Annotated in this window: 20 protein-coding genes and 1 tRNA gene; 10 read left to right on the top strand and 11 right to left on the bottom strand. The window is 62.6% G+C overall.

What is annotated here, in order from left to right; genetic code table 11:
- Positions 1-118: 118 nt before the first annotated feature.
- The 3 genes from acs (at position 119) to WBA38_RS12335 (ending at position 3,673) form a co-directional block, all read left to right on the top strand.
- Positions 119-2,062 (top strand): acetate--CoA ligase, encoded by a 1,944-nt coding sequence (acs, locus tag WBA38_RS12345; protein ID WP_424297549.1) that lies wholly within the window; start codon positions 119-121, stop codon positions 2,060-2,062.
- Between the two features lie 126 nt (positions 2,063-2,188).
- Positions 2,189-2,716, top strand: a complete 528-nt coding sequence (locus WBA38_RS12340; RefSeq protein WP_424297551.1) for a phage holin family protein — start codon at positions 2,189-2,191, stop codon at positions 2,714-2,716.
- Positions 2,717-2,737: 21 nt separating this feature from the next.
- The gene (locus WBA38_RS12335) at positions 2,738-3,673 is read left to right on the top strand and encodes an alpha/beta fold hydrolase (protein WP_424322821.1); all 936 of its coding nucleotides are present in this window, start codon (positions 2,738-2,740) and stop codon (positions 3,671-3,673) included.
- A gap of 15 nt (positions 3,674-3,688) precedes the next feature.
- On the opposite strand, the gene WBA38_RS12330 is transcribed toward WBA38_RS12335, so the two are convergent.
- The 4 genes from WBA38_RS12330 to nth are packed head-to-tail and all read right to left on the bottom strand — an operon-like array spanning position 3,689 to position 7,093.
- Positions 3,689-4,891, bottom strand: a complete 1,203-nt coding sequence (locus tag WBA38_RS12330; protein WP_424297151.1) for a MarP family serine protease — start codon at positions 4,889-4,891, stop codon at positions 3,689-3,691.
- Positions 4,888-5,703 carry an NUDIX hydrolase gene (locus WBA38_RS12325; protein ID WP_424322820.1) on the bottom strand — a complete coding sequence of 272 codons (816 nt, stop codon included), beginning with the start codon at positions 5,701-5,703 and terminating at the stop codon, positions 4,888-4,890. Before WBA38_RS12325 ends, WBA38_RS12330 begins: the two co-directional genes overlap by 4 nt.
- On the bottom strand, positions 5,700-6,407 hold the full coding sequence (locus tag WBA38_RS12320) for a TlpA family protein disulfide reductase (RefSeq protein ID WP_424322819.1): 708 nt from the start codon (positions 6,405-6,407) through the stop codon (positions 5,700-5,702). The genes WBA38_RS12325 and WBA38_RS12320 overlap by 4 nt, the downstream gene beginning before the upstream one ends.
- Entirely contained in the window at positions 6,404-7,093 is a 690-nt protein-coding gene (gene nth, locus WBA38_RS12315; RefSeq protein ID WP_424322863.1) for an endonuclease III, read from the bottom strand. Before nth ends, WBA38_RS12320 begins: the two co-directional genes overlap by 4 nt.
- A 230-nt stretch (positions 7,094-7,323) precedes the next feature.
- Between nth and WBA38_RS12310 the strand changes: the two genes are divergently transcribed.
- Together WBA38_RS12310 and WBA38_RS12305 are read left to right on the top strand one after the other, a co-directional pair.
- Positions 7,324-7,590, top strand: coding sequence for a hypothetical protein (locus WBA38_RS12310; RefSeq protein WP_424322818.1), 267 nt, complete (start codon positions 7,324-7,326; stop codon positions 7,588-7,590).
- A gap of 161 nt (positions 7,591-7,751) precedes the next feature.
- Positions 7,752-8,426 (top strand): Crp/Fnr family transcriptional regulator, encoded by a 675-nt coding sequence (locus tag WBA38_RS12305; RefSeq protein ID WP_424297144.1) that lies wholly within the window; start codon positions 7,752-7,754, stop codon positions 8,424-8,426.
- A gap of 212 nt (positions 8,427-8,638) precedes the next feature.
- Here the strand turns inward: WBA38_RS12305 and WBA38_RS12300 are convergent, their stop codons facing one another.
- The 4 genes from WBA38_RS12300 to WBA38_RS12285 are packed head-to-tail and all read right to left on the bottom strand — an operon-like array spanning position 8,639 to position 10,837.
- A complete protein-coding gene (locus tag WBA38_RS12300) occupies positions 8,639-9,514 on the bottom strand; it encodes an MBL fold metallo-hydrolase (RefSeq protein ID WP_424322817.1) in 876 nt (291 codons plus the stop codon).
- 53 nt (positions 9,515-9,567) lie between these two features.
- Entirely contained in the window at positions 9,568-10,182 is a 615-nt protein-coding gene (locus WBA38_RS12295; protein WP_424297141.1) for a TetR/AcrR family transcriptional regulator, read from the bottom strand.
- 12 nt (positions 10,183-10,194) lie between these two features.
- Positions 10,195-10,668: a RidA family protein gene (locus tag WBA38_RS12290; RefSeq protein ID WP_424297139.1), complete on the bottom strand. Its 474-nt coding sequence runs from the start codon at positions 10,666-10,668 to the stop codon at positions 10,195-10,197.
- Between the two features lie 4 nt (positions 10,669-10,672).
- Positions 10,673-10,837: a DUF4177 domain-containing protein gene (locus WBA38_RS12285; RefSeq protein WP_156890486.1), complete on the bottom strand. Its 165-nt coding sequence runs from the start codon at positions 10,835-10,837 to the stop codon at positions 10,673-10,675.
- Between the two features lie 50 nt (positions 10,838-10,887).
- Here WBA38_RS12285 and WBA38_RS12280 point away from each other — a divergent pair, with 50 nt between their 5' ends.
- Together WBA38_RS12280 and WBA38_RS12275 are read left to right on the top strand one after the other, a co-directional pair.
- A complete protein-coding gene (locus tag WBA38_RS12280; RefSeq protein WP_424297137.1) occupies positions 10,888-11,928 on the top strand; it encodes an ArsA-related P-loop ATPase in 1,041 nt (346 codons plus the stop codon).
- Positions 11,929-11,931: 3 nt separating this feature from the next.
- Positions 11,932-13,038 carry an ArsA family ATPase gene (locus WBA38_RS12275; protein WP_424322816.1) on the top strand — a complete coding sequence of 369 codons (1,107 nt, stop codon included), beginning with the start codon at positions 11,932-11,934 and terminating at the stop codon, positions 13,036-13,038.
- Between the two features lie 70 nt (positions 13,039-13,108).
- Here WBA38_RS12275 and WBA38_RS12270 read toward each other — a convergent pair whose 3' ends face one another.
- Entirely contained in the window at positions 13,109-13,432 is a 324-nt protein-coding gene (locus WBA38_RS12270) for a WhiB family transcriptional regulator (RefSeq protein ID WP_424297133.1), read from the bottom strand.
- 287 nt (positions 13,433-13,719) lie between these two features.
- Between WBA38_RS12270 and WBA38_RS12265 the strand changes: the two genes are divergently transcribed.
- The 3 genes from WBA38_RS12265 to WBA38_RS12255 are packed head-to-tail and all read left to right on the top strand — an operon-like array spanning position 13,720 to position 17,731.
- Positions 13,720-16,134 carry a penicillin-binding protein gene (locus WBA38_RS12265; RefSeq protein WP_424297153.1) on the top strand — a complete coding sequence of 805 codons (2,415 nt, stop codon included), beginning with the start codon at positions 13,720-13,722 and terminating at the stop codon, positions 16,132-16,134.
- A gap of 20 nt (positions 16,135-16,154) precedes the next feature.
- Positions 16,155-17,153 (top strand): metallophosphoesterase, encoded by a 999-nt coding sequence (locus WBA38_RS12260; protein WP_424297131.1) that lies wholly within the window; start codon positions 16,155-16,157, stop codon positions 17,151-17,153.
- A gap of 23 nt (positions 17,154-17,176) precedes the next feature.
- Entirely contained in the window at positions 17,177-17,731 is a 555-nt protein-coding gene (locus tag WBA38_RS12255; RefSeq protein ID WP_424297129.1) for a sugar O-acetyltransferase, read from the top strand.
- A gap of 471 nt (positions 17,732-18,202) precedes the next feature.
- Here WBA38_RS12255 and WBA38_RS12250 read toward each other — a convergent pair.
- Positions 18,203-18,276 (bottom strand) — tRNA-Pro (locus WBA38_RS12250).
- 55 nt (positions 18,277-18,331) lie between these two features.
- Complete coding sequence (locus tag WBA38_RS12245) at positions 18,332-19,690, bottom strand: DUF2252 domain-containing protein (RefSeq protein WP_424322815.1); 1,359 nt, start codon at positions 19,688-19,690, stop codon at positions 18,332-18,334.
- Between the last annotated feature and the right edge of the window lie 3 nt (positions 19,691-19,693).

Below are 19,693 nucleotides of genomic sequence, written 5' to 3'. Positions count from 1 at the left end.
CTACTGACCGTTCATCGCTCGCAACCCGCATGCAACCGTCCCGACATCACACTTGGTATCCAAAGTGACTACGTTCACAACAGAACAAAATCATCCGTCAACGGAAAGGCTTTCGACGATGACCTCCAGCGCCCCCACAGTGTTCCCGCCGTCTGAAGAATTCGCCGCCAACGCGAACGCAACGGCTGAGATGTACAGCCGCGCTGAGGCCGATCCGCTCGGGTTCTGGGCCGAGCAGGCACATCGCCTCGACTGGGATACCCCGTTCGGCGAGGTCCTCGACTGGTCGAATGCCCCGTTCGCGAAGTGGTTCGTGGGTGGAAAGCTCAACGTCGCATACAACTGTGTCGACCGCCATGTCCTCGCAGGTAAGGGCGATCGCGTCGCGATCCATTGGGTCGGCGAGCCCGGCGATTCCCGCGACATCACGTACCGCCAGTTGCAAGACGAAGTGTCTCGTGCTGCGAACTACTTCACCGCCATCGGGTTGCAGACCGGCGACCGCGTCGCCATCTACATGCCGATGGTTCCGGAAGCCATCATCTCCATGCTGGCCTGCGCGCGCCTGGGCCTCACGCACTCGGTCGTGTTCGCCGGGTTCTCCGCGGCGGCCCTGCGTTCGCGCGTCGACGACGCCGAAGCGAAGGTCGTCATCACTACCGATGGCCAGTATCGACGTGGCAAGCCCGCTCCGCTGAAGGATGCCGTCGACGAAGCCCTCGGCACCGGCGCCAATGCGGCACCGTCGGTCGAAAAGGTCATCGTGGTGCGCCGCACCAACCACGAAGACAACCTCAATTGGGTTGAGGGACGCGACGTCTGGTGGGAAGACACCGTGGCCGAGGCTTCGCCGCACCATGAGCCGGAAGCCTTCGACGCTGAACATCCACTCTTCTTGCTGTACACATCGGGCACCACCGGTAAGCCCAAGGGCATCGTGCATTCGTCGGGCGGCTACCTGACGCAGGCGAGTTACACCTTCCACAATGTCTTCGACCATAAAGAAGGCCGCGACGTCTTCTGGTGCGGCGCTGACATCGGTTGGGTCACCGGTCACTCATACCTTGTCTACGGCCCGCTCTCGAATGGCGCCACCGAAGTGATCTATGAGGGCACCCCCAACACCCCCGACGAGCACCGGCACTTCCAGATCATCGAAAAGTATGGCGTCACCACCTATTACATCGCGCCGACCCTGATTCGTACGTTCATGAAGTGGGGCCGGGACATCCCCGACACCCACGACCTTTCGAGCCTGCGCCTCCTCGGCAGCGTCGGTGAGCCGATCAACCCGGAAGCCTGGCGTTGGTACAACGAGGTCATCGGCCACGGTAAGTGCCCCATCGTCGACACCTGGTGGCAGACCGAGACCGGCGGCATCATGATCTCCCCGCTGCCCGGCGTCACCGCAACCAAACCGGGCTCGGCAATGCGACCGTTGCCCGGCATCAGCGCCAACATCGTCGACGACAACGGCAACAACGTCGCCGACGGGGAGCAGGGCTACCTCGTCCTCGACAAGCCGTGGCCGGGGATGCTGCGTGGCATTTGGGGCGACGAAGAACGATTCAAGGACACCTACTGGTCGCGCTTTGCCGAGCAGGGCTGGTACTTCGCCGGCGACGGCGCACGCTACGACGAAGACCACGCACTGTGGGTCCTTGGCCGAGTAGACGATGTCATGAACGTGTCCGGCCACCGCATCTCCACCTCTGAGGTCGAATCCGCTCTCGTGGCACACACTTCGGTGGCGGAGGCCGCTGTCATCGGTGCCGCCGACGAAACCACCGGCCAGGGCATCGTGGCCTTCGTGATCCTGATGGAAGGCGCGGAGAACGCCGGCGACGCGTTGATCACCGAGTTGCGCAACCAGGTGGCGACCGACATCTCCCCCATCGCCAAGCCCCGCGAAATCAATATCGTTCCGGAATTGCCCAAGACCCGTTCGGGCAAGATCATGCGCCGTCTCCTCAAGGATGTCGCCGAAGGCCGCGAACTCGGCGACACGTCGACGCTCGTCGACCCGTCCGTCTTCGAAGCGATCCGCAGTCGCCAGAACTGATCGCATCGCACGGCTAATCTCGTCGTGAAAAGCGCCCGCCACCTTTTCAAGGGTGGCGGGCGTTTCATCACCGCCACCCAACGTGGCAACATGAGACCGACCACCGATCTGTAAGAGGGAGTTTTCGTGAGCGGTAATTCCGACACCTGGCCGAGCAACCCGGGCGAGGCTCCTCGCGTTCCATCGATTCCCATGTCGGATGCGAACCTCGGACGCAACGGCGAACCGACGATCGGCAATCTGGTCAAGGACGCGACCGCTAGCGCATCAACGCTCGTTCGCGCTGAGATCAAGCTCGCGAAGACCGAACTTGTCCAAGAGGCCAAGAAGGCTGGCGCAGGCAGCGGCATGATGATCGTCGCCGCGGCCCTGCTGCTGTACGCGAGCCTGTTCTTCTTCGTCTTCCTCGGTTTCCTGCTCGCCGTGTGGCTGCCCACCTGGGCTGCATTCGGCATCGTCTTCCTGCTACTCCTGGTCGTGTCGATCATCCTGATCATCGTCGGCTACATGTTCTTGAAGAAACTCAAGGCACCGGAGAAGACGATCGAATCGGTAAACGAGTTGGCCACCGTGATCCCCGGACGCCAACAGGCTCCGACCGGCGGCATGGCTCACCCGCAGATTCCACCGGCCCGCGATCCAATGCACCGTTGATCGCCCTCCTCGCGCGCCGTTGTGACTAGCCCACCCCCGGACCCAACGCTCGTCCGCTTCGACGGACCGTGGCGGCATTTCGATGTCCGCGCCAACGGCCTGCGCTTCCATGCGGTCGAAACCGAACATGGGATTGCCGACCGTCCACTGGTGCTGATGCTGCACGGGTTCGGTGAGTTCTGGTGGTCGTGGCGGCACCAGCTCAGCGCGCTCACCGACGCCGGGTACCGCGCGGTCGCCGTCGATCTCCGTGGATACGGCGACTCAGACAAGCCTCCGCGCGGCTATGACGGTTGGACGCTCGCCGGTGACACCTACGCACTGATACGTGCGCTTGGGCATGCCAGTGCCTCGCTCGTGGGGCACGCCGACGGCGGTCTGGTCTGTTGGGCAACGGCCACGCTGCATCCGACGGTGGTCGATCGGGTCACCGTGCTGTCGTCACCGCATCCGCAGGCCCTGAAGAACGGGGTTCTCTTCAACACCGAGGAGCGGTCGGCTTTTCTGGGACCATTCCTGCACAACCAACTGCCGCGCATCGGCGAACGCCGACTCACCCGCAGCGATGGGGTCTTCATTGACGAGTATTTCCGGGAACGTGCCGGGGACGCGTGGCGGGAGACGGACGATTTCAGCGCCGCGATTAAGAACAACCGCCTCGCCATCCAAATCCCCGGCGTCGCACATTGCAGCCTGGAGTACCGCCGTTGGGCGTTCCGCTCCCAATTCCGCACGGACGGTTGGCGTTTCCTCAACCTGATGGACAAGGCGCTGTCGATTCCCGTCCTCGCCGTACGTGGCCGAGACGACCACTACATCCTGGACTCCCTCATGGCCGACAGTCGCCGCTGGGCACCCCAGATGGATTATCAAACTGTTGCCGGCTCAGGCCACTTCGTGCATCAAGAGGCACCGACCGAATTCAATCGGTTACTCCTGAACCACCTCGCGGACTAGGCCGCTTCGGGCTATCTACGATGCGACGCACTGCTGCGTGCTGACCTGCACATCACTTTGTTCGGATGCGGCGATGTCACGCTGAACTTGCGCCGCGGTCAAGACAAAACCGGTGTCATCGGTCGGGTCTTCGGCCGCACCAAAGACCACACCGAGAACCGTGCCGTCCGGCGCGATCATCGGGCCACCCGAGTTGCCGGAACGGATATTGCCACGCACCGTGTACACCTGCCGCTCCACTTGCTTGGGACTCTGATAGATGTCGGGTCCGCTCAGGTCCACAACGTTCCGCACGCGCAACGGCGTCACCGTGAAAGGACCGTTCTCCGGGTATCCGAGCGCAATCGCATCGGCACCCGATTCGGCCTGTTGCGCGGCAAAAGTCAACGGTTTGGCACGCAGGCCCGGAACGTCGAGGATGGCAATGTCGTTGCGGTGGTTAAACCAAACGACGGTCGCTCCTAGCCGACGTCCGTTCGCCGCGTGGACCGTGACCGTGTCGGTACCCGCCACCACGTGGGCGTTTGTCATGACACGTTGGGGAGCGATGACAAAACCGCTACCCTCCAGCGCCTGACCGCAACTACTTGCCACCCCGGTGATCTTGATGACGCTACCGCGGACCGCCTGAACGGCGGGGGAACTGACGAGACCCTGATTGGGGGGATCGACGGCGGCAACGCTCGTCTGACCAAATGGCCCGATGACTTCCTTGAGTCCGGAACTCTCGACCAGGCTGGTGAACTCATTCGGCAGGTCGCGTACCCATTGCGGGGCCACCTTGTCGACGGTTTGAATCACCTTCGAATCGTCCACCGCGTGCGAGATGCTCAATTGTTCGGCGCTGCGCAGCGGGAACGCCAACAGCCACGCCGCGACGACGATGGCGATGGCCTGCAACACCGACCCGATGATGCTGTCGATTTTGCGTAACCCTGGCGCGTGGATGCCGCTGCGGGCGGCCCGCCCCAGGACCATGCCAGCGACCTCACCGATCACCACCAGCACCACGATCAGCAACAGTCCGACCGCCAGGCGCAGGCGCGGGTCGTCGAACCGTTCGATAACAATCGGCGCGAGCAGGATGCCGGCGATCGCACCAATCACGACACCGAGCAATGCCAATGCCGATGCGGTCGCACCCTGTCGGTATCCGCTGAAGGCCGCAAGCAGGGCCACCGCCAGAATTACCAGGTCGACCCACATCGATCCGCTCATCGATCTCCGTTCACGTCGTTGGCATCGCTACCGCCAGGCGGGTCATCGAACCCGGAAATTTGTCGACCGCCGGTTTCAGCAATCATCTGTTCAAGGGGCCGAACGTCGTCGGTGTTCCACGGAACGTCCCACCCCGAGGCCTCACTGATCGCGGCGATCAGTCCGCCCGTGAACCCCCAGACCAACATGCCGTCGTACATGAACGCCGGGCCCTTGTAGACCGTGGCACCCACGATGGAGCGGCTGACTTGAAAACGATTCTCCGGCGACAAGAGTTCCCGCAGATTTGCGCGCATGACGCGGGCCGTCTCCCCGTGGTCGACGGCGAATACCTCGCTGGGCTTCGTCCAATGCGCAAGCACCGGGTGTACCTGAAATCCGGACGGCACCGGAAAGACCGGCAAATTCGCCAGGATGGTAACCCCGTCACCCGACAGTCCCGTCTCCTCCTCGGCCTCACGCATCGCCGTACCGATCGGGTAATCGTCGCCCGGATCCCGCGCTCCGCCGGGGAACGCGACCTGACCGCTGTGAGTGCGGAGCGTGGCCGCCCGCTCGGTCAGCAGGATCTCGGCGTCGCCGGGGAGCCCGCCGGGCGAATTGGGGTCTGGGTCGAACGAACCGGACATCAGAACCAGGACCGCCGCTGCGCGCTGCCCGCCGGCTTTCGCAGCCAGCGACGCCAGTCGTGCGCGATCGCCGCCGCGGGCGAGCACCCGCTCGCTGATGACATCTGGGTTATCGGTCACCGCATGTAGCCACGAGGGAATCTGATCGCGGGAAACCACTGGCCCAACCTGGACATCGCTCACGCGCCGCCCCCAACGTCGATGCCAAGGTTGTCGCGAACGGCCTGCGATAGTTCCTCCGTGGAGTTGAAGATTTGCGGCATCACCTTCGCGACTGTGCCGTCGGCACGAATCAGGATGGTGGACGGGAAGATCCGCGGTGCCCCAATAGCCTGGGCAATAGCACCCGTCGGGTCGGTGACGACCGGTAGATGCACCCCGACCTCCTCCAAGAATTTCAGAACGAAGTACGGCTTGTCTCCGCCTTCGCGCGCATGGACGGCGATCACGTTCAGCTGTTCGCCCGCCCGCTGTGAGAAGTCGTCGAAGATCGGCAGTTCCTTGCGGCACGGTAGGCACCACACGGCCCACATATTGATGACGAGCGGCTTTCCTGCCGTCACCGCGCCGAGGTTGATCTCATCGCCCGTCGCCATGCACGGCGCGCTCACGCCCGCGAGCACCGCGTTCGGTCCAACCGGCAGTTGGCCGCTGGGGCACGGGTTCAACGCCGCCGCGGCTCGAGCCGTTGCCATCTGGTCGGCAGACACCTGCTGGTCGGTGATTCCCGACGTCGGCGGGTTGGCACCGGTGGCGGTCGCCGAATCTGGCGTCGTGCTCCGGGGCCACAGAGCCGCGATCAACGCGACCGCGACGATGATGAACACGAGCGTTGCCCGTGCGGCCGGTTCCTTGAGAATCTGACCGACCTTCTTCACAAAATTCACTGCTTCTTCACTCCAGCCAAATCGAGCAGGTGCTCGGTTTCGGGTCCCTTGACCAGGGCCGCGGCCTCCACCACATCGGTGGGACCTTCCCCATACGACGGGCAATCCTTCGCCAGAATGCACACTCCACAAGCTGGCTTGCGCGCATGACAGACCCGTCGACCGTGAAAGATGATGCGGTGCGATAGGTCGGTCCACTCCCGTTTCGGGAACAGTTCACCTATCGCGTGCTCCACCTTGACCGGGTCTGTCTCCTGGGTCCAGCCCCAGCGGCGCACCAAACGCCCAAAGTGGGTATCGACGGTGATCCCGGGGACACCGAACGCATTGCCAAGCACCACATTCGCGGTCTTCCGGCCAAAGCCGGGGAGCGTCACCAGGTCTTTGAGATTGCCAGGAACTTCACCGTCGTACTTCGACACGAGCGCCTGTCCGAGTCCGATGATCGAGTTGGCTTTGTTGCGGAAGAAGCCGGTTGGTCGGATCAGTTCTTCTAATTCAGTACGGTCGGCGGTGGCGTACGACGCCGCATCCGGATACCGCGCGAACAAGGCAGGGGTCACCTGGTTGACCCGGACATCAGTGCACTGCGCGGACAAGATGGTGGCCACCGACAATTCGAGCGGCGTCGTGAAGTCCAGTTCTGCGTAAACGTGCGGGAAGGCCACCTGCAGCGCACGATTCATGCGCCGGGCCCGTCGAACCAGGCCGAGCCTGGTTTCTTCCTTACGTCTGCTCACAACTGACCAGGTTAGCCGTGACTGCGGCCCTTGCCACCTGCGCCGCCAAGACCAGCGGGGACGCCGTCGTCTAACCGACCGAATTGCCTGTTCTGACATCCGGGCAGGTCACAACTCGGTGACGACGGCCGTTTGGGTTTGGCAGAGACTTCAGGCCCGGGTGTTTACTGGTCCACATGCAAGGTTTTGCGGTACTCCTCTTCCCCGCCGTGCTGATGCTGTTTGCACTTGCGATGGAAAAAGTTCAAGAGCGACTCGACCGACTCAGCGTCGGTCCCGAGCATGTCGAAGAGTTCCTGGAGGCCGCCGACGCGACCGACGTTAACAACCTGGCCAAGGACGGTCTGGGTTCGGCGTTGGATGAACTTCGCAATCGCCGCGCAAAGCCTGCGGGAGATCGAGCATCGGATTTGACAGGCTCAAGCGCAACCCGCGCTTCCTAACGTCACAAAAGCGCGGCCGCGCAGTCGAAATGGCACCCCGGATAGAACTGGGACGCGCGGTAGTTGTCTACTAATACCACCAGTGATGAATCCAACAACTATGATTTTTCACGTAGTGTGTTCACTGGACGCGGCGCATATTCTCGAGAGAGGTTCTTTAGGTGGAAGAAGTACTAGCACGGGCGGGCATATTTCAGGGTGTCGAACCCACTGCCGTCGCAGCGCTCGCAAAGGAACTCCAGCCCATTGAGTTCCCCCGTGGGCATGTAATCTTCCACGAGGGAGAACCCGGCGATCGTCTCTTCATCATTCTGTCCGGCAAGGTCAAGCTCGGCCGCCGGTCACCCGACGGCCGTGAGAACCTGCTGACGATCATGGGACCGTCGGACATGTTCGGCGAACTGTCGATCTTCGACCCAGGCCCGCGTACGTCGTCGGCCACCACTGTCACCGAGGTGCGTGCGGTCACGATGGACCGGGATGCACTCCGCAAGTGGATCAAGGACCGTCCGGAAATCGCCGAGCAGTTGCTGCGCGTTTTGGCTCGTCGCCTTCGCCGCACCAACAACAACCTCGCGGACCTCATCTTCACCGACGTCCCCGGTCGTGTCGCCAAGCAGCTTTTGCAGTTGGCGCAGCGCTTCGGCACCCAGGAGGGTGGCGCGCTCCGCGTCACGCACGATCTCACGCAGGAAGAGATCGCCCAGCTGGTCGGAGCTTCGCGTGAGACCGTGAACAAGGCCCTCGCCGACTTCGCCCAGCGCGGATGGCTTCGCCTTGAAGGCAAGAGCGTCCTGATCGCCGATTCCGAGCGTCTGGCCCGCCGCGCCCGCTAGCCACAAACAAAAATGGAGTGTAGTGCCGTCGCCGCGCGGTTCTTCACTCCATTTTTGTTGCCCCAACCCACCCCATTCCAAACCGCTTTTCTGTCACGATTCGACCAGAACGTCACCGATCACCGCGATCGGTGACGGTTGTGCCGATCCAAATCCGCTGTTCGTGACAGAAAAGTGCCGGGCGGGCGTACGATGGAGGGCGAAAACCCGGGTTAGAGCGTGCGGATGTACTCCAACTGCGTTTTCACCGACATGCGGGCGGCCGGCCATAGCTTCTTGTCCACGTCGGCGTACACCGTGCGGACCACCTTCATCGGTTTCGCCTTCTCCGGGGTCACGCCCATCGCTTCAATCGCCGTGACGATCTGCGCGAGACGTTCCTCGCGGTGCGCCTTGTAATAGCGACCAATCGGGCCGAGCGTCGGGTGGTCGGGCCCGTGGCCCGGGAGCAGCACCGCATCGGAGGCTTCCACCAGCAGCCGGTTCAGCGAATTGAAGTAATCATTCAGCGAACCATCGCTGGGATCGAGCACCGTGGTGCCAAATCCCAGAATGGTGTCGGCCGTCAGGATTGCCTGCTGACCTTCCCATTCGACGAGGAAGCTCGTCGAATCGGCGGTATGTCCGGGCGTGTGCACCACGGTGATCTTCAGCCCGGCCGCGTGGATAACCTCCCGGTCTCGCAGGCGTGCTGCACCCACCGAGTACTTGTTCGAGTACGCCCGCTGGGGCGCACCCGACAGCTTCCGCATCTTCTTGCATGCGCCAACATGGTCGTGATGCCGGTGGCTGATCAGCACTAGTTCGACGACGCTCGCGGCTTCAACGACCGCGCGAACATGCTTGCCGTGCTTCTTGGGCCCCGGATCTACGACTACCGCGGTGGGCGAGCCGGGCGCTCGCAAAATCCAGGTGTTGGTGCCGTCGAGTTCAAACGAACCCGGGTTGCGGCACAGGATCACCGACGCGAACGGTGTGACTTCGCGGACCACACCGTAGGCGGGGTGCACGGGCTTCGACGCTGCCTCATCGACGACAGTCGCTTCAGAGCCGTTGTCGGGCGGGGTCTTTGACGCTTCGGAGGACATTCATCAAGGATAGCCACCGGCGGGCCGACTGGCGGCCGCCTGGCGTCTGCGACTCAGAAGACGAGCGGTGCCAAGAACTTCGTTGCGTAATTCTCGATGGTCGCCGGGTTCGCGAGATCAAGGCGCGATGTCCGGACCTGCGTCAGCGAGAACGCGATCCGCACGAGGTGCTCGGCGACCAATTCGAGATCAGTGTCTGGCATCCTGGCACCGGTCTGGCGCAGCGTGCTCGCCACCGTGAGGGTGGAGCGTTCCAGAAATTCGTCGGCACCGCGCGAGGATCGGCCCATCATCACATCGGCGAGTTCTGGTTCTTCGACGAGCAGGTGGCGCACGAGGGGGTCGTCGCCGACGAAGCGCGTGTATTCGACGAAAGCCGCGACCACCGCGTCACGCGGCGGCAGGTTGTGCACCGCGATCGCCAATCGCTGCAGCGTTTCGATCGCGATCAGTTCGCCAACCTTCGACAGGAGGACGTCTTTGTTGGGGAACCGGCGGTACAGCGTGCTGCGCGAGATGCCCGCGGCTTTGGCGATCGCATCCATGCTGGCGCGACGCACACCAACTTCGGAAAATTCGCGTCGTGCAGACGCCAGAATCACCGACTCCTGTTCTTCCGGCGCGGCGGAAGTACGGAGGCGGCGAGCGCCAGCAGCGGTGTCAGTCATTCGAGGTTTCGGTCATCGCACCTGGACGATGATCTCCACTTCAACGGGGACTCCGAGCGGCAGTTCGGCGACGCCGACGGCAGAGCGGGCATGGACGCCAGCCTCGCCGAAGATTTCGCCGAATAGGTCAGAGGCACCGTTAATGACACCGGGTTGTCCGGAGAAGCCGGGCGCGGACGCGACGAACCCGACGACCTTGATGACCCGCACCACCGAGTCGATTCCGACTTCAGCGTGGACGGCGGCGAGGGCATTCAGGGCGCAGAGTCGTGCGGCTTCGTTGGCCTGCTCTGGGGACACTTCGCCTTCGGCACCGTCGGCGACCTTGCCCTGGATGATCACTTCGCCGCCGGACACTGGAATTTGTCCCGAGGTGTACACGAGGTCGCCGACACGCAGCGCTGGCGTGTAGCTACCGACCGGCTTTACAACGGCGGGGAGTTCGATCCCCAATTCGGCGAGTCGTGCTGACCAAGGTGCTGCCATGGGGTTAGTCCTTTGCGCGCTTGAGGTAGGCGACATGCTGCTCACCGGTGGGGCCGGGAAGAACGCTCACCAGTTCCCATCCGTCGGCTCCCCACTGATCGAGGATCTGTTTGGTCGCGTGCGTAAGCAGCGGAACTGTGACGTATTCCCAAGCGGTAACTGCACTCATACCCCCAACCTTATCGGTTAGACGCGGCTGCAGTAGACACGGTCGATAAGGTGAGCGGCGTGGTCAACGAAGTTGAGAACGTAGAGCGGCCCAACGCGGGCATCGGTGAATGGCCGGTTCAAGCCCGCGACGGACGTCTGCATTTCGTGTCGGGTAAGGGTGGCACCGGTAAGACGACAGTGGCGGCAGCCCTGGCGTTGACCCTGGCGTCCAACGGTAAGAAGGTCCTCTTGGTGGAATGCGAGGAACGCCAAGGGATCGCACAGCTCTTCGACGTGCCCCCGCTCCCCCCGACCGACACTGAGCTGGTCGCGATGGATGGCGGCGGATCGGTGTGGGCGTTGGCGCTCCAGATCGAGCATGCGCTCCTGGAGTACCTCGACATGTTCTACAACCTGGGCTTTGCCGGGCGCGCCATCAAGAAGGTCGGCGCGATCGACTTCGTCACGACCGTGGCGCCGGGCCTCAAGGACGTGCTGGTGACCGGCAAAATCAAGGAACGGGTCATCGCGACCACCAAGCAGGGGGAACGCCTCTACGACGCCATCGTCGTCGATTCCCCGCCGACCGGCCGCATCGGCAACTTCCTCGACGTGACGACCGCCATGCGCGACCTCGCGAAGAGCGGACCGATCCGAAACCAATCCGAGTCGGTGGCGGCGCTGCTGCATTCACCGGATACGTGGGTTCACCTGTGCACGCTGCTTGAGGCGATGCCGGTCCAGGAAACGATCGAGGCGGTCGCCGAATTGCGGGCGAAGGACCTCAACATCGGGGCGATCGTCATCAACCGGGTCAACCCGGCTTACTTGCCAGAGGACGAGGCCGACGCCATTGCCGAAGGTCGGATCGACTCGCGGCGGATTGAGAAGAGTCTCGCCGAGGTCGGTGTGCACCTGTCGGACGATGATTTGGCCGGCCTGTTGACCGAAACCATCGACTACGCAGCGCGGCTGCAAGCCCAATACATTGCTCGAGCCGAACTCGACGATGTCGACGCCGCCCAGGTGGAACTGCCGACCGTCGAACACGGGGTCGATCTGGGTGCAATCTATGAACTTTCGGCCGTGTTGAAGAAGACGGGGGCCTAAGCCATGCCTGATTTGAAGATGGGTGCGGTACTCGCCGACCCAAATACCCGAGTGGTTGTTTGTTGCGGTTCCGGTGGGGTCGGCAAAACCACCACCGCCGCCGCGATGGCCCTGCATGCCGCCGAAAGTGGTCGCAAGGTCGCCGTTTTGACGATTGACCCGGCCCGCAGGCTAGCGCAGTCGTTGGGCATGAACGAGCTCACCAACGAGCCTCAGCCCGTCCCGCTGGACACCATCGCCGAGACCGCGACCGGATCGCTGGACGCCATGATGCTCGACATGCGTCGCACTTTCGATGACATGGTCATTGAGCATTCGACGCCCGAGCGCGCCGAAGCGATCATGAACAACAGCTTCTACCAAACTGTGGCGTCGTCGTTCTCCGGAACGCAGGAGTACATGGCGATGGAGAAACTCAGCCGTCTCCTTGGCGAGAACCGCTGGGACCTGATCATTGTCGACACGCCGCCGTCACGGAATGCGCTGGACTTCCTCGACGCGCCGCAGCGGTTGGGGTCATTTCTGTCCGGGCGTCTGATGAAGATGCTGGTTGGCGGTGGCCGCGGAGTTGGTCGCGTCCTGACCGGGGCAATGAGCCTGGCCATGCGCGGCATCGCCACAATTGTTGGCGGAGATATCCTGCGCGACGTCGCCACGTTTGTGCAGTCGCTCGACTCAATGTTTGGCGGCTTCCAGGAACGCGCGAACCGCACATACGAGCTGTTGAAGACGCCGGGTACCGAGTTTGTGGTGATCGCCGCCCCCGAACCCGACGCCCTGCGTGAGGCATCGTTTTTTGTGGAGCGACTGTCGAAGGATTCGATGCCCTTGACGGGCCTGGTGGTGAACCGGACGCATCCAACGCTGTCGAGCTTGCCCGCCGCCGCCGCAGAAACGGCGATGACCACGGTGGACGACGAGTTGACCCGCGGCGTATTGAAGATTCACGCGGAGCGTGCCGCCACCGCCCAGCGGGAAGTTCGCCTGCTGCAGCGGTTTACCTCGTCGCATCCGAGCGTGCCCCTGGTCGGCGTGCCCGCCCTCCCCTTCGAGGTGGCCGATGCCAGCGCGTTGCGCGCCGTGGCAGAGCAGATCACCAGCAAGGGCTAGCCGCACTCACCTGCGAGAACAGCTGAAGCTAAAAGGCGTCAGGCCCGGCGATTGCCGGGCCTGATTACTTTTAGTTCTGGACAGCGCCGAGACGCTGACGGCGACGCTGGTTTTCGAAGAAGTCCGACCACGAGGTGACTTCGGGATGCTGACGCAGCAGCGCGCGACGCTGGCGTTCAGTCATTCCACCCCACACCCCGAATTCGACGCGGTTGTCGAGGGCGTCTGCGCCGCACTCAAGTTGAACCGGACAGTGCCGGCAGATTGTTGCGGCCTTCCGCTGGGCAGCTCCACGGACGAAGAGATCGTCCGGGTCACCCCCACGGCAACGTGCTTGGGAAACCCAAGCCAGTCGAGCTTCAGAGTCAACGGTGGACAACGGCGCCAGAGTCATTGCGCGATCCCGCCTTTCACAAACCCATCGACACGCACCTGGTGTGGCCCGTGCATAAGATCCTGCTGTGATTCGAACCGAAATATGAGCCCCTTTGTTAGGTAACTCACGTCTCCAATCTATTGAGGTCACCGATACAGCGCAAGTCGGTCAGTTAAGGTGCCGGTGAATTTTCCTTCCCGAAACACGTTGGCGCAGGTGGATGCGGCGCTAGGTGGCCGATGCCACGTATCGTGTCCAACGTGCGCAAGACTTCGAACCTCGCAGGCCTAGCAATCTCCATCGTGATGGCTGCGATATTGGTAGCGGGACTGCTGTTTCCGATCACCGTCGGCATGGGTGTCATGTCCAATCGCGCGGCGGCCACGATGGAAAATTCGTCATCGGAACTGCTGGGTGGCACGATTCCCGAAGTCACAACGGTCACCGACGCCAACGGCGCGCCGATTGCCATCTTGTTTGACCAGTACCGCTACCAGGTCGGCTACAACGACATCTCGCCCGACATGATCCGCGCGATCATCTCCATTGAGGACCGTCGGTTTCTGGAGCACGACGGCGTCGACTGGAAGGGCACAATCCGTGCGGCGCTGAAGAACTCGTCGTCCGGCGAAGTCCAGCAGGGCGCGTCGACGATCGATCAGCAGTACATCAAGAACTACCAACTTCTTGTCTTGGCCCGCACCGAAGCCGAACGCGAGGCGGCAATCGAGACCACCCCGGCCCGTAAGCTGCGTGAAGTCCGGATGGCACTGACGCTTGAGCAGACCCTGATCGACCAGGCCAAACGAGAAAAAGGCCTCGACGATGCTGCAGCAAAGCAAGACGCCAAGAAGCAGATCGTCACGCGCTACCTAAACGTGGTCCCGTTCGGCAACAATGCGTACGGTATCGAGGCGGCCGCACAGACGTACTTCGGGCATTCGGCTAAGGAATTGACCGTCGAGCAATCGGCGATGCTGGCTGGCATGGTCCAGTCCAGTTCCGGCCTGAACCCGTACACCGATCCGCAGGCGACGATGACCCGTCGAAACACTGTGCTCGACACCATGATCGAGAATTTTCCGGAGCGCCGCGCCGAGTTTGAAGCGGCCAAGCAGAAGCCGCTCGGTGTGCTTCCCGCCCCGAAAACCCCGACGCAGGGCTGCATCGCCGCCAACAATAACGGTTTCTTCTGCGACTACGTGCTGCAGTTCCTCGCCGAGAACGGCATCCCCCGCAACCAGGTGTTGCGCGGCGGATACCTGATCCGCACCACCCTGAATCCGGAAGTGCAGGGCAACGCGGTCCGCGCGGCACAGCAACTGACGGCACCGAGTACCGATGGCATTGCCACGGTCAGCAGCATCGTGGAGCCGGGTAAAAATTCGCACAATGTGCTGGCGATGGCGTCGAGCCGCAACTACGGCCTCGATGCGAACAAGAACGAAACTGTTCAACCGCAGCCCTTCTCGCTTGTCGGTGACGGCGCGGGTTCGGTCTTCAAGATCTTCACCACGGCGGCCGCGATGGAGAAGGGCATGGGCATCGGCAGCGTGTTGCCGATTCCGCCGAGCATTGCCGTCTTCGGCATGGGCAACAGCAACGGAGCGTTCGGGTGCCCGGCCAATGCCTACTGCGTCAAGAACGCTGGCCCCTATCCGCCTGCCGCGTCGGTCACGCAGGCACTCGCGACGAGCCCCAACACGACGTTCGTGCAGTTGTTGCAGCAGGTTGGCGTTAAACCCGCCGTTGATATGGCCGTCCGGTTGGGCCTGCGGTCGTACAACCAGCCCGGTACGTCGGGGGTGAGCGAGCAAAGCCTCGCCGAGTACGTCAAGAAGGGCAATTTCGGTTCGTTCACGCTGGGACCGTTCGCGGTCAACGCGCTGGAATTGTCGAACGTGGCGGCCACCCTGTCCTCGGGTGGCACCTGGTGCCCACCCAATCCGATTCTGTCGATCCAGACGGTTAAGCGCGACCAGTACAGCAACGCGATTATGGATCCGGCGGGTAAGCCAGTCATGGTTAACGCCCCGTTTAGTCCGCCAAAGTGCGAACAGGTGGTGGAAGCCGGTTTGGCGAACACGCTCGCCAACGCGCTCAGCGAAGACGATCGTGGCGGCGGCACGTCGGCGGCCGCGGCTGGAGCCGCCGGTTGGCGTCTGCCGATGTCCGGTAAGACCGGCACCACCGAAGCTCACCGCTCGTCGGCCTTCCTCGGTTTCACCAACCGGCTGGCGGCCGCCGTCTACACCTACAACGACGGTTCGCATCCGGCGGGCATCTGCAGTTCGCCGTTGCGCCAGTGTGGTGACGGCGACCTGTACGGCGGTATGGAACCGGCTCGGACTTGGTATTCGATGATGGGACCGATCGCGACCAAGTTTGGTCCGGTTAACTTGCCGCCGACCGATCCGCGGTTCGTTTCCGGCAGTGATCGCGGACGAATCCCCCAGGTCAGCGGCCTGCCCGTCAGTCAGGCCACATCGCGGCTTCAGGAGGCCGGCTTTAAGGTCACCGAGCTTGAAGTCGACAGTCCCCGCCCCAAGGGGACCGTCGTGTTCACCGCACCGTCTGACAGCGCAATGCCAGGCAGCACCATCGCCATGTACGTGAGCAATGGCCGAGGGAAGACCGCGACCAACGGTGGCCCGCCTGCGGAGAAGACCGTTCAGGTCCCCGGCGTCGGCCCGGTGGTCATCGAAGTTCCAGAAGGCTAGCCAACGCGTATCCTGAGCTAATGGTTTCGGTTCCTGGATTCGGCGCTGCCTCGGTCCCTCCCCCACGTGACCCTTCGACGCTGGCCCGCGTAATTGCTGGCGGAGCGGGCGCGGCGGCCGCGGGGTTGGTCTATTCGACGATGATCGAGCGAAATGCGTTCACCCTCCGGCATGCCACGCTCCCGGTCCTCGAACCCGGCTCATCGCCGCTGCGGGTGTTGCACATCAGCGACATCCACATGATGCCGAACCAGCGGCTCAAGCAGGCGTGGATCTCCGAGTTGGACCGCCTTGAGCCTGACCTCGTGGTCAACACCGGCGACAATCTGGCCCACCCGAACGCTGTGCCCGCCGTCGTGCAGGCGCTCGGCGGCCTGTTGGCCCGTCCGGGATTGTTTGTTTTCGGATCCAACGACTACTTCGGCCCAAAGCCGAAGAATCCGTTCAAGTACTTCAAGAAGAATCACGTCCGGACCCACGGCGAGCCGCTGCCGTGGCAAGATTTGCGGGCTGCTTTCTCCGAGCGCGGCTGGCTTGACGCGACGCATACGGTCCGCGAACTCGAAGTTGGGTCCGTGCGCGTGGTGGCGGCGGGGGTCGACGATCCACACATCGAACGCGATCGTTACGACGTGATTGCTGGCCGTCCCAACCCGCTGGCGCAGTTGCGCTTGGGTTTGACCCACTCCCCTGAGCCGCGGGTGCTCGACGCCTTTGCCGCCGACGACTACGACCTCGTGCTGGCTGGCCATACACACGGCGGCCAACTTTGCGTCCCGGGATACGGCGCAGTGGTCACCAACTGCCACCTCGACCGTTCACGAGTGAAGGGCGTCTCCAACTGGGGGTCCACCATGAAGCTTCACGTCAGCGCAGGTTTGGGGACGTCACCGTATGCGCCAGCGCGATTCGCGTGCCGCCCAGAAGCCACCCTTTTGACGTTGACCCCAATTTCGCACGGTGGCGGCGAAAGCCCCATCGAGCAGTCCCTGCCGCAGCTGGAGAATCAGCTGACTTGAGCCTCGGGTCGAATCTGGAATTAATGCTTGCGGGTGCACGGTACTCCGATGCCGACCCGGAACTGGTGGCCCTGCGCAAAGCGTGCGGGCACCTGTGCGATGAGTTCAACGCGGTGGGGTCCGATGAGGATGCGCGTCGAACCGCGATCCTGACCGACCGCCTCGGTGGCCTCGGATCCGACAGTTGGATCATGCCGCGTTTCCGGTGCGACTACGGCTTCAACATCACCATCGGTTCCAATAGCTTCCTCAATTACGACGCCGTCCTGCTCGACTGCGCGCCGATCACGATCGGCGACGACTGTTCTATCGGCCCACGAGTGCAGTTGCTGACCGCATTACATCCGTTGGAAGATCACCAAGCCCGACGGGAGCGGTGGGAGTCGGCCGCACCAATCAGCATTGGCGACAATGTGTGGTTCGGCGGTGGCGTCATCGTGTGCCCAGGTGTCAGCATCGGTCGAAATACCGTCGTGGGCGCGGGCAGTGTGGTGACTCGTAACCTGCCCGACCACGTATTCGCTGCCGGCAATCCGGCGCGCGTGATCCGCGAACTTCCTCACGAAGACTTCGGGTAGCCTGCACAGCACCCGACTTCGGGGCGAAAAGAAGAGAGCGACTCGTCCAGCTCCCTCCCCTTAGACAGGAGCAGGACGAGTCGCCTTCTCGCTTGTTCGGCTCACTACCCTCCCCAGAGCGCCCCACCGAACACGCGGTTCCGCTTGCAGCAGTTAGCGCGAGCGGAACATTAATTAGTCAACCAGGCACGCCGGGACAAAACAAGACTCCGGGTCACACTAACCTGGGCTTTCTCAGAAACGACGCAAGAATGTAATCAAATATAGGACATAGCACTCATATCACGTAACGCCGTAGCGCCGGAATCGCGACTGCAAGCCAACGCCGGTGAGTTTGGCCTCGAGCCCACCAAGGTCGGTGTTGATCCAGCCGGGCTACGTTTGCGCCAGCACTGACCTCCAGACAAACGAGGAGGCCCCCGGTCCGCATTTCTGCAGGCCGGGGGCCTCTACTGCTTCTCAACCAAAGCGTCGGGGTAGCGGGATTCGAACCCACGACCTCTTCGTCCCGAACGAAGCGCGCTACCAAGCTGCGCCATACCCCGTGTTGTAGCCTCCAGTAGCCTACAACGAGTGGGTCGAAAGATTAAAATCGGCTGGTCAGGCGTCTGGCCCGAGTGACACAGCATCGACGCTGCCGTCGCTGATGGCTCCGATGAGTCCGGCGTGATCGGCAACGTTGACCCGGCTGTATTCGACCGAGAAATCGGCGATCGCGGAATCGAATCGCTTGCCTGCATCCGACAGGTACTCGGCGATCTCTAGCCGAGCTGGCGTTCGGGCGTGGGCTTGCGCCATCACGGTGCCGCACAATCGCGCGTAGTACCGCATGCCCTTCGGCTCCAACGCCTCCACGACTACCGAACCCTTGCCGTCTCGCAACTGACGGACATAGAAGTCTGCGCTGCGACCGCCAACGAACACCATTGTCTGCACCCAACCCAACATGATGTCGCTGGAAGCTTGCAGCAACTGCTGCCCGAAGACGACGCGATTGCCCTGGTGCTCATAGTGGTATCCCCGCACGTAGGGCGCGAGGACCGATTGGGACGCTTCCTTAAGCTGCAAGATCAACGGGTCACTAATACCCATGGCACCGTCGAAGAGCGATACCCAGCACCGCGTACCGACACTGCCGACGCCAACCACCTTGCGCGCCGCTTCGACAAAGCGATACTGGGAAAACAGTTCGGCAACGTGCGCCGGCAGCGTCCGCCGGTAGCGGTCGAACCCTTCCAGGAACTCGGCATCGAGTTCGTCCCGCGACAGGGTCGTCACAATCTCCGATGCGGGCATCAGCAGCGGCGGGTCACTCTTGATATGCGGTCCATCGGCATCGACGTAGGCGAGTTTAGAAAGTGCCCGCGCACTGTCTCGGTGACGGGCCTTCGCGAGCGCCTTCTGGGTCCGTTCCGACACCGAGACATCGAACCGGTTTCCGAGATCGACCATCACATCGTCCGCGTCGACCCGCGTGTACCAGCACTTCATCGCGGTCTCGCTAGCGCTGGCGATCATGCCTTCCCGATAGGCCCGAGCAGCATGCTTGGCCGCTCGGCGCGCCTCCTTCTCATCGCTGCCATTCTGGAGGGCGCTGACCATGACGCTGGCGGCGAGCCGTTTCACATCCCATTCGAAGGGACCGGGGTGAGTCTCGTCGAAGTCGTTGAGGTCGAACACCATGGTTCGCTCTGGCGACCGGAAGAGTCCAAAGTTACTCAGGTGTGCATCGCCGCATAACTGCGTGATGATTCCCGTTGTGGGAGTCAGCGAAAGGTCCGACGCCATCACGGCGGCGGCCCCGCGATAGAACGTGAACGGAGTCGCCGACATCCGGTGATAGCGAACGGGAATCAGATCCGGCAGACGCATTGCGTCCTGGGCAGCAAGGAGTCCCAGCGAACTGCGTCGCTTCGAGGCCTCCGGAACCGCAGACAATTCTTCGACTGACACGGCCATCGT

The organism is Gordonia sp. (in: high G+C Gram-positive bacteria) (genome assembly GCF_049647785.1).
Lineage (GTDB): Bacteria > Actinomycetota > Actinomycetes > Mycobacteriales > Mycobacteriaceae > Gordonia.
The sequence above is the reverse complement of the archived record's forward strand: the minus strand, read 5'-3'. Positions and strand labels throughout refer to the sequence as shown.

Bases quoted from the DNA above. Each gene is read 5' to 3' on its own strand.
- WBA38_RS12285 (WP_156890486.1), bottom strand. From the start codon at position 10,837: ATGAGTGCAGTTACCGCTTGGGAATACGTCACAGTTCCGCTGCTTACG.
- WBA38_RS12245 (WP_424322815.1), bottom strand. From the start codon at position 19,690: ATGGCCGTGTCAGTCGAAGAATTGTCTGCGGTTCCGGAGGCCTCGAAG.
- WBA38_RS12310 (WP_424322818.1), top strand. From the start codon at position 7,324: ATGCAAGGTTTTGCGGTACTCCTCTTCCCCGCCGTGCTGATGCTGTTT.
- WBA38_RS12295 (WP_424297141.1), bottom strand. From the start codon at position 10,182: ATGACTGACACCGCTGCTGGCGCTCGCCGCCTCCGTACTTCCGCCGCG.
- WBA38_RS12290 (WP_424297139.1), bottom strand. From the start codon at position 10,668: ATGGCAGCACCTTGGTCAGCACGACTCGCCGAATTGGGGATCGAACTC.
- WBA38_RS12275 (WP_424322816.1), top strand. From the start codon at position 11,932: ATGCCTGATTTGAAGATGGGTGCGGTACTCGCCGACCCAAATACCCGA.
- WBA38_RS12265 (WP_424297153.1), top strand. From the start codon at position 13,720: ATGGCTGCGATATTGGTAGCGGGACTGCTGTTTCCGATCACCGTCGGC.
- acs (WP_424297549.1), top strand. From the start codon at position 119: ATGACCTCCAGCGCCCCCACAGTGTTCCCGCCGTCTGAAGAATTCGCC.
- WBA38_RS12270 (WP_424297133.1), bottom strand. From the start codon at position 13,432: ATGACTCTGGCGCCGTTGTCCACCGTTGACTCTGAAGCTCGACTGGCT.
- WBA38_RS12330 (WP_424297151.1), bottom strand. From the start codon at position 4,891: ATGAGCGGATCGATGTGGGTCGACCTGGTAATTCTGGCGGTGGCCCTG.
- WBA38_RS12300 (WP_424322817.1), bottom strand. From the start codon at position 9,514: ATGTCCTCCGAAGCGTCAAAGACCCCGCCCGACAACGGCTCTGAAGCG.
- WBA38_RS12255 (WP_424297129.1), top strand. From the start codon at position 17,177: ATGCTTGCGGGTGCACGGTACTCCGATGCCGACCCGGAACTGGTGGCC.
- WBA38_RS12260 (WP_424297131.1), top strand. From the start codon at position 16,155: ATGGTTTCGGTTCCTGGATTCGGCGCTGCCTCGGTCCCTCCCCCACGT.
- nth (WP_424322863.1), bottom strand. From the start codon at position 7,093: ATGAATCGTGCGCTGCAGGTGGCCTTCCCGCACGTTTACGCAGAACTG.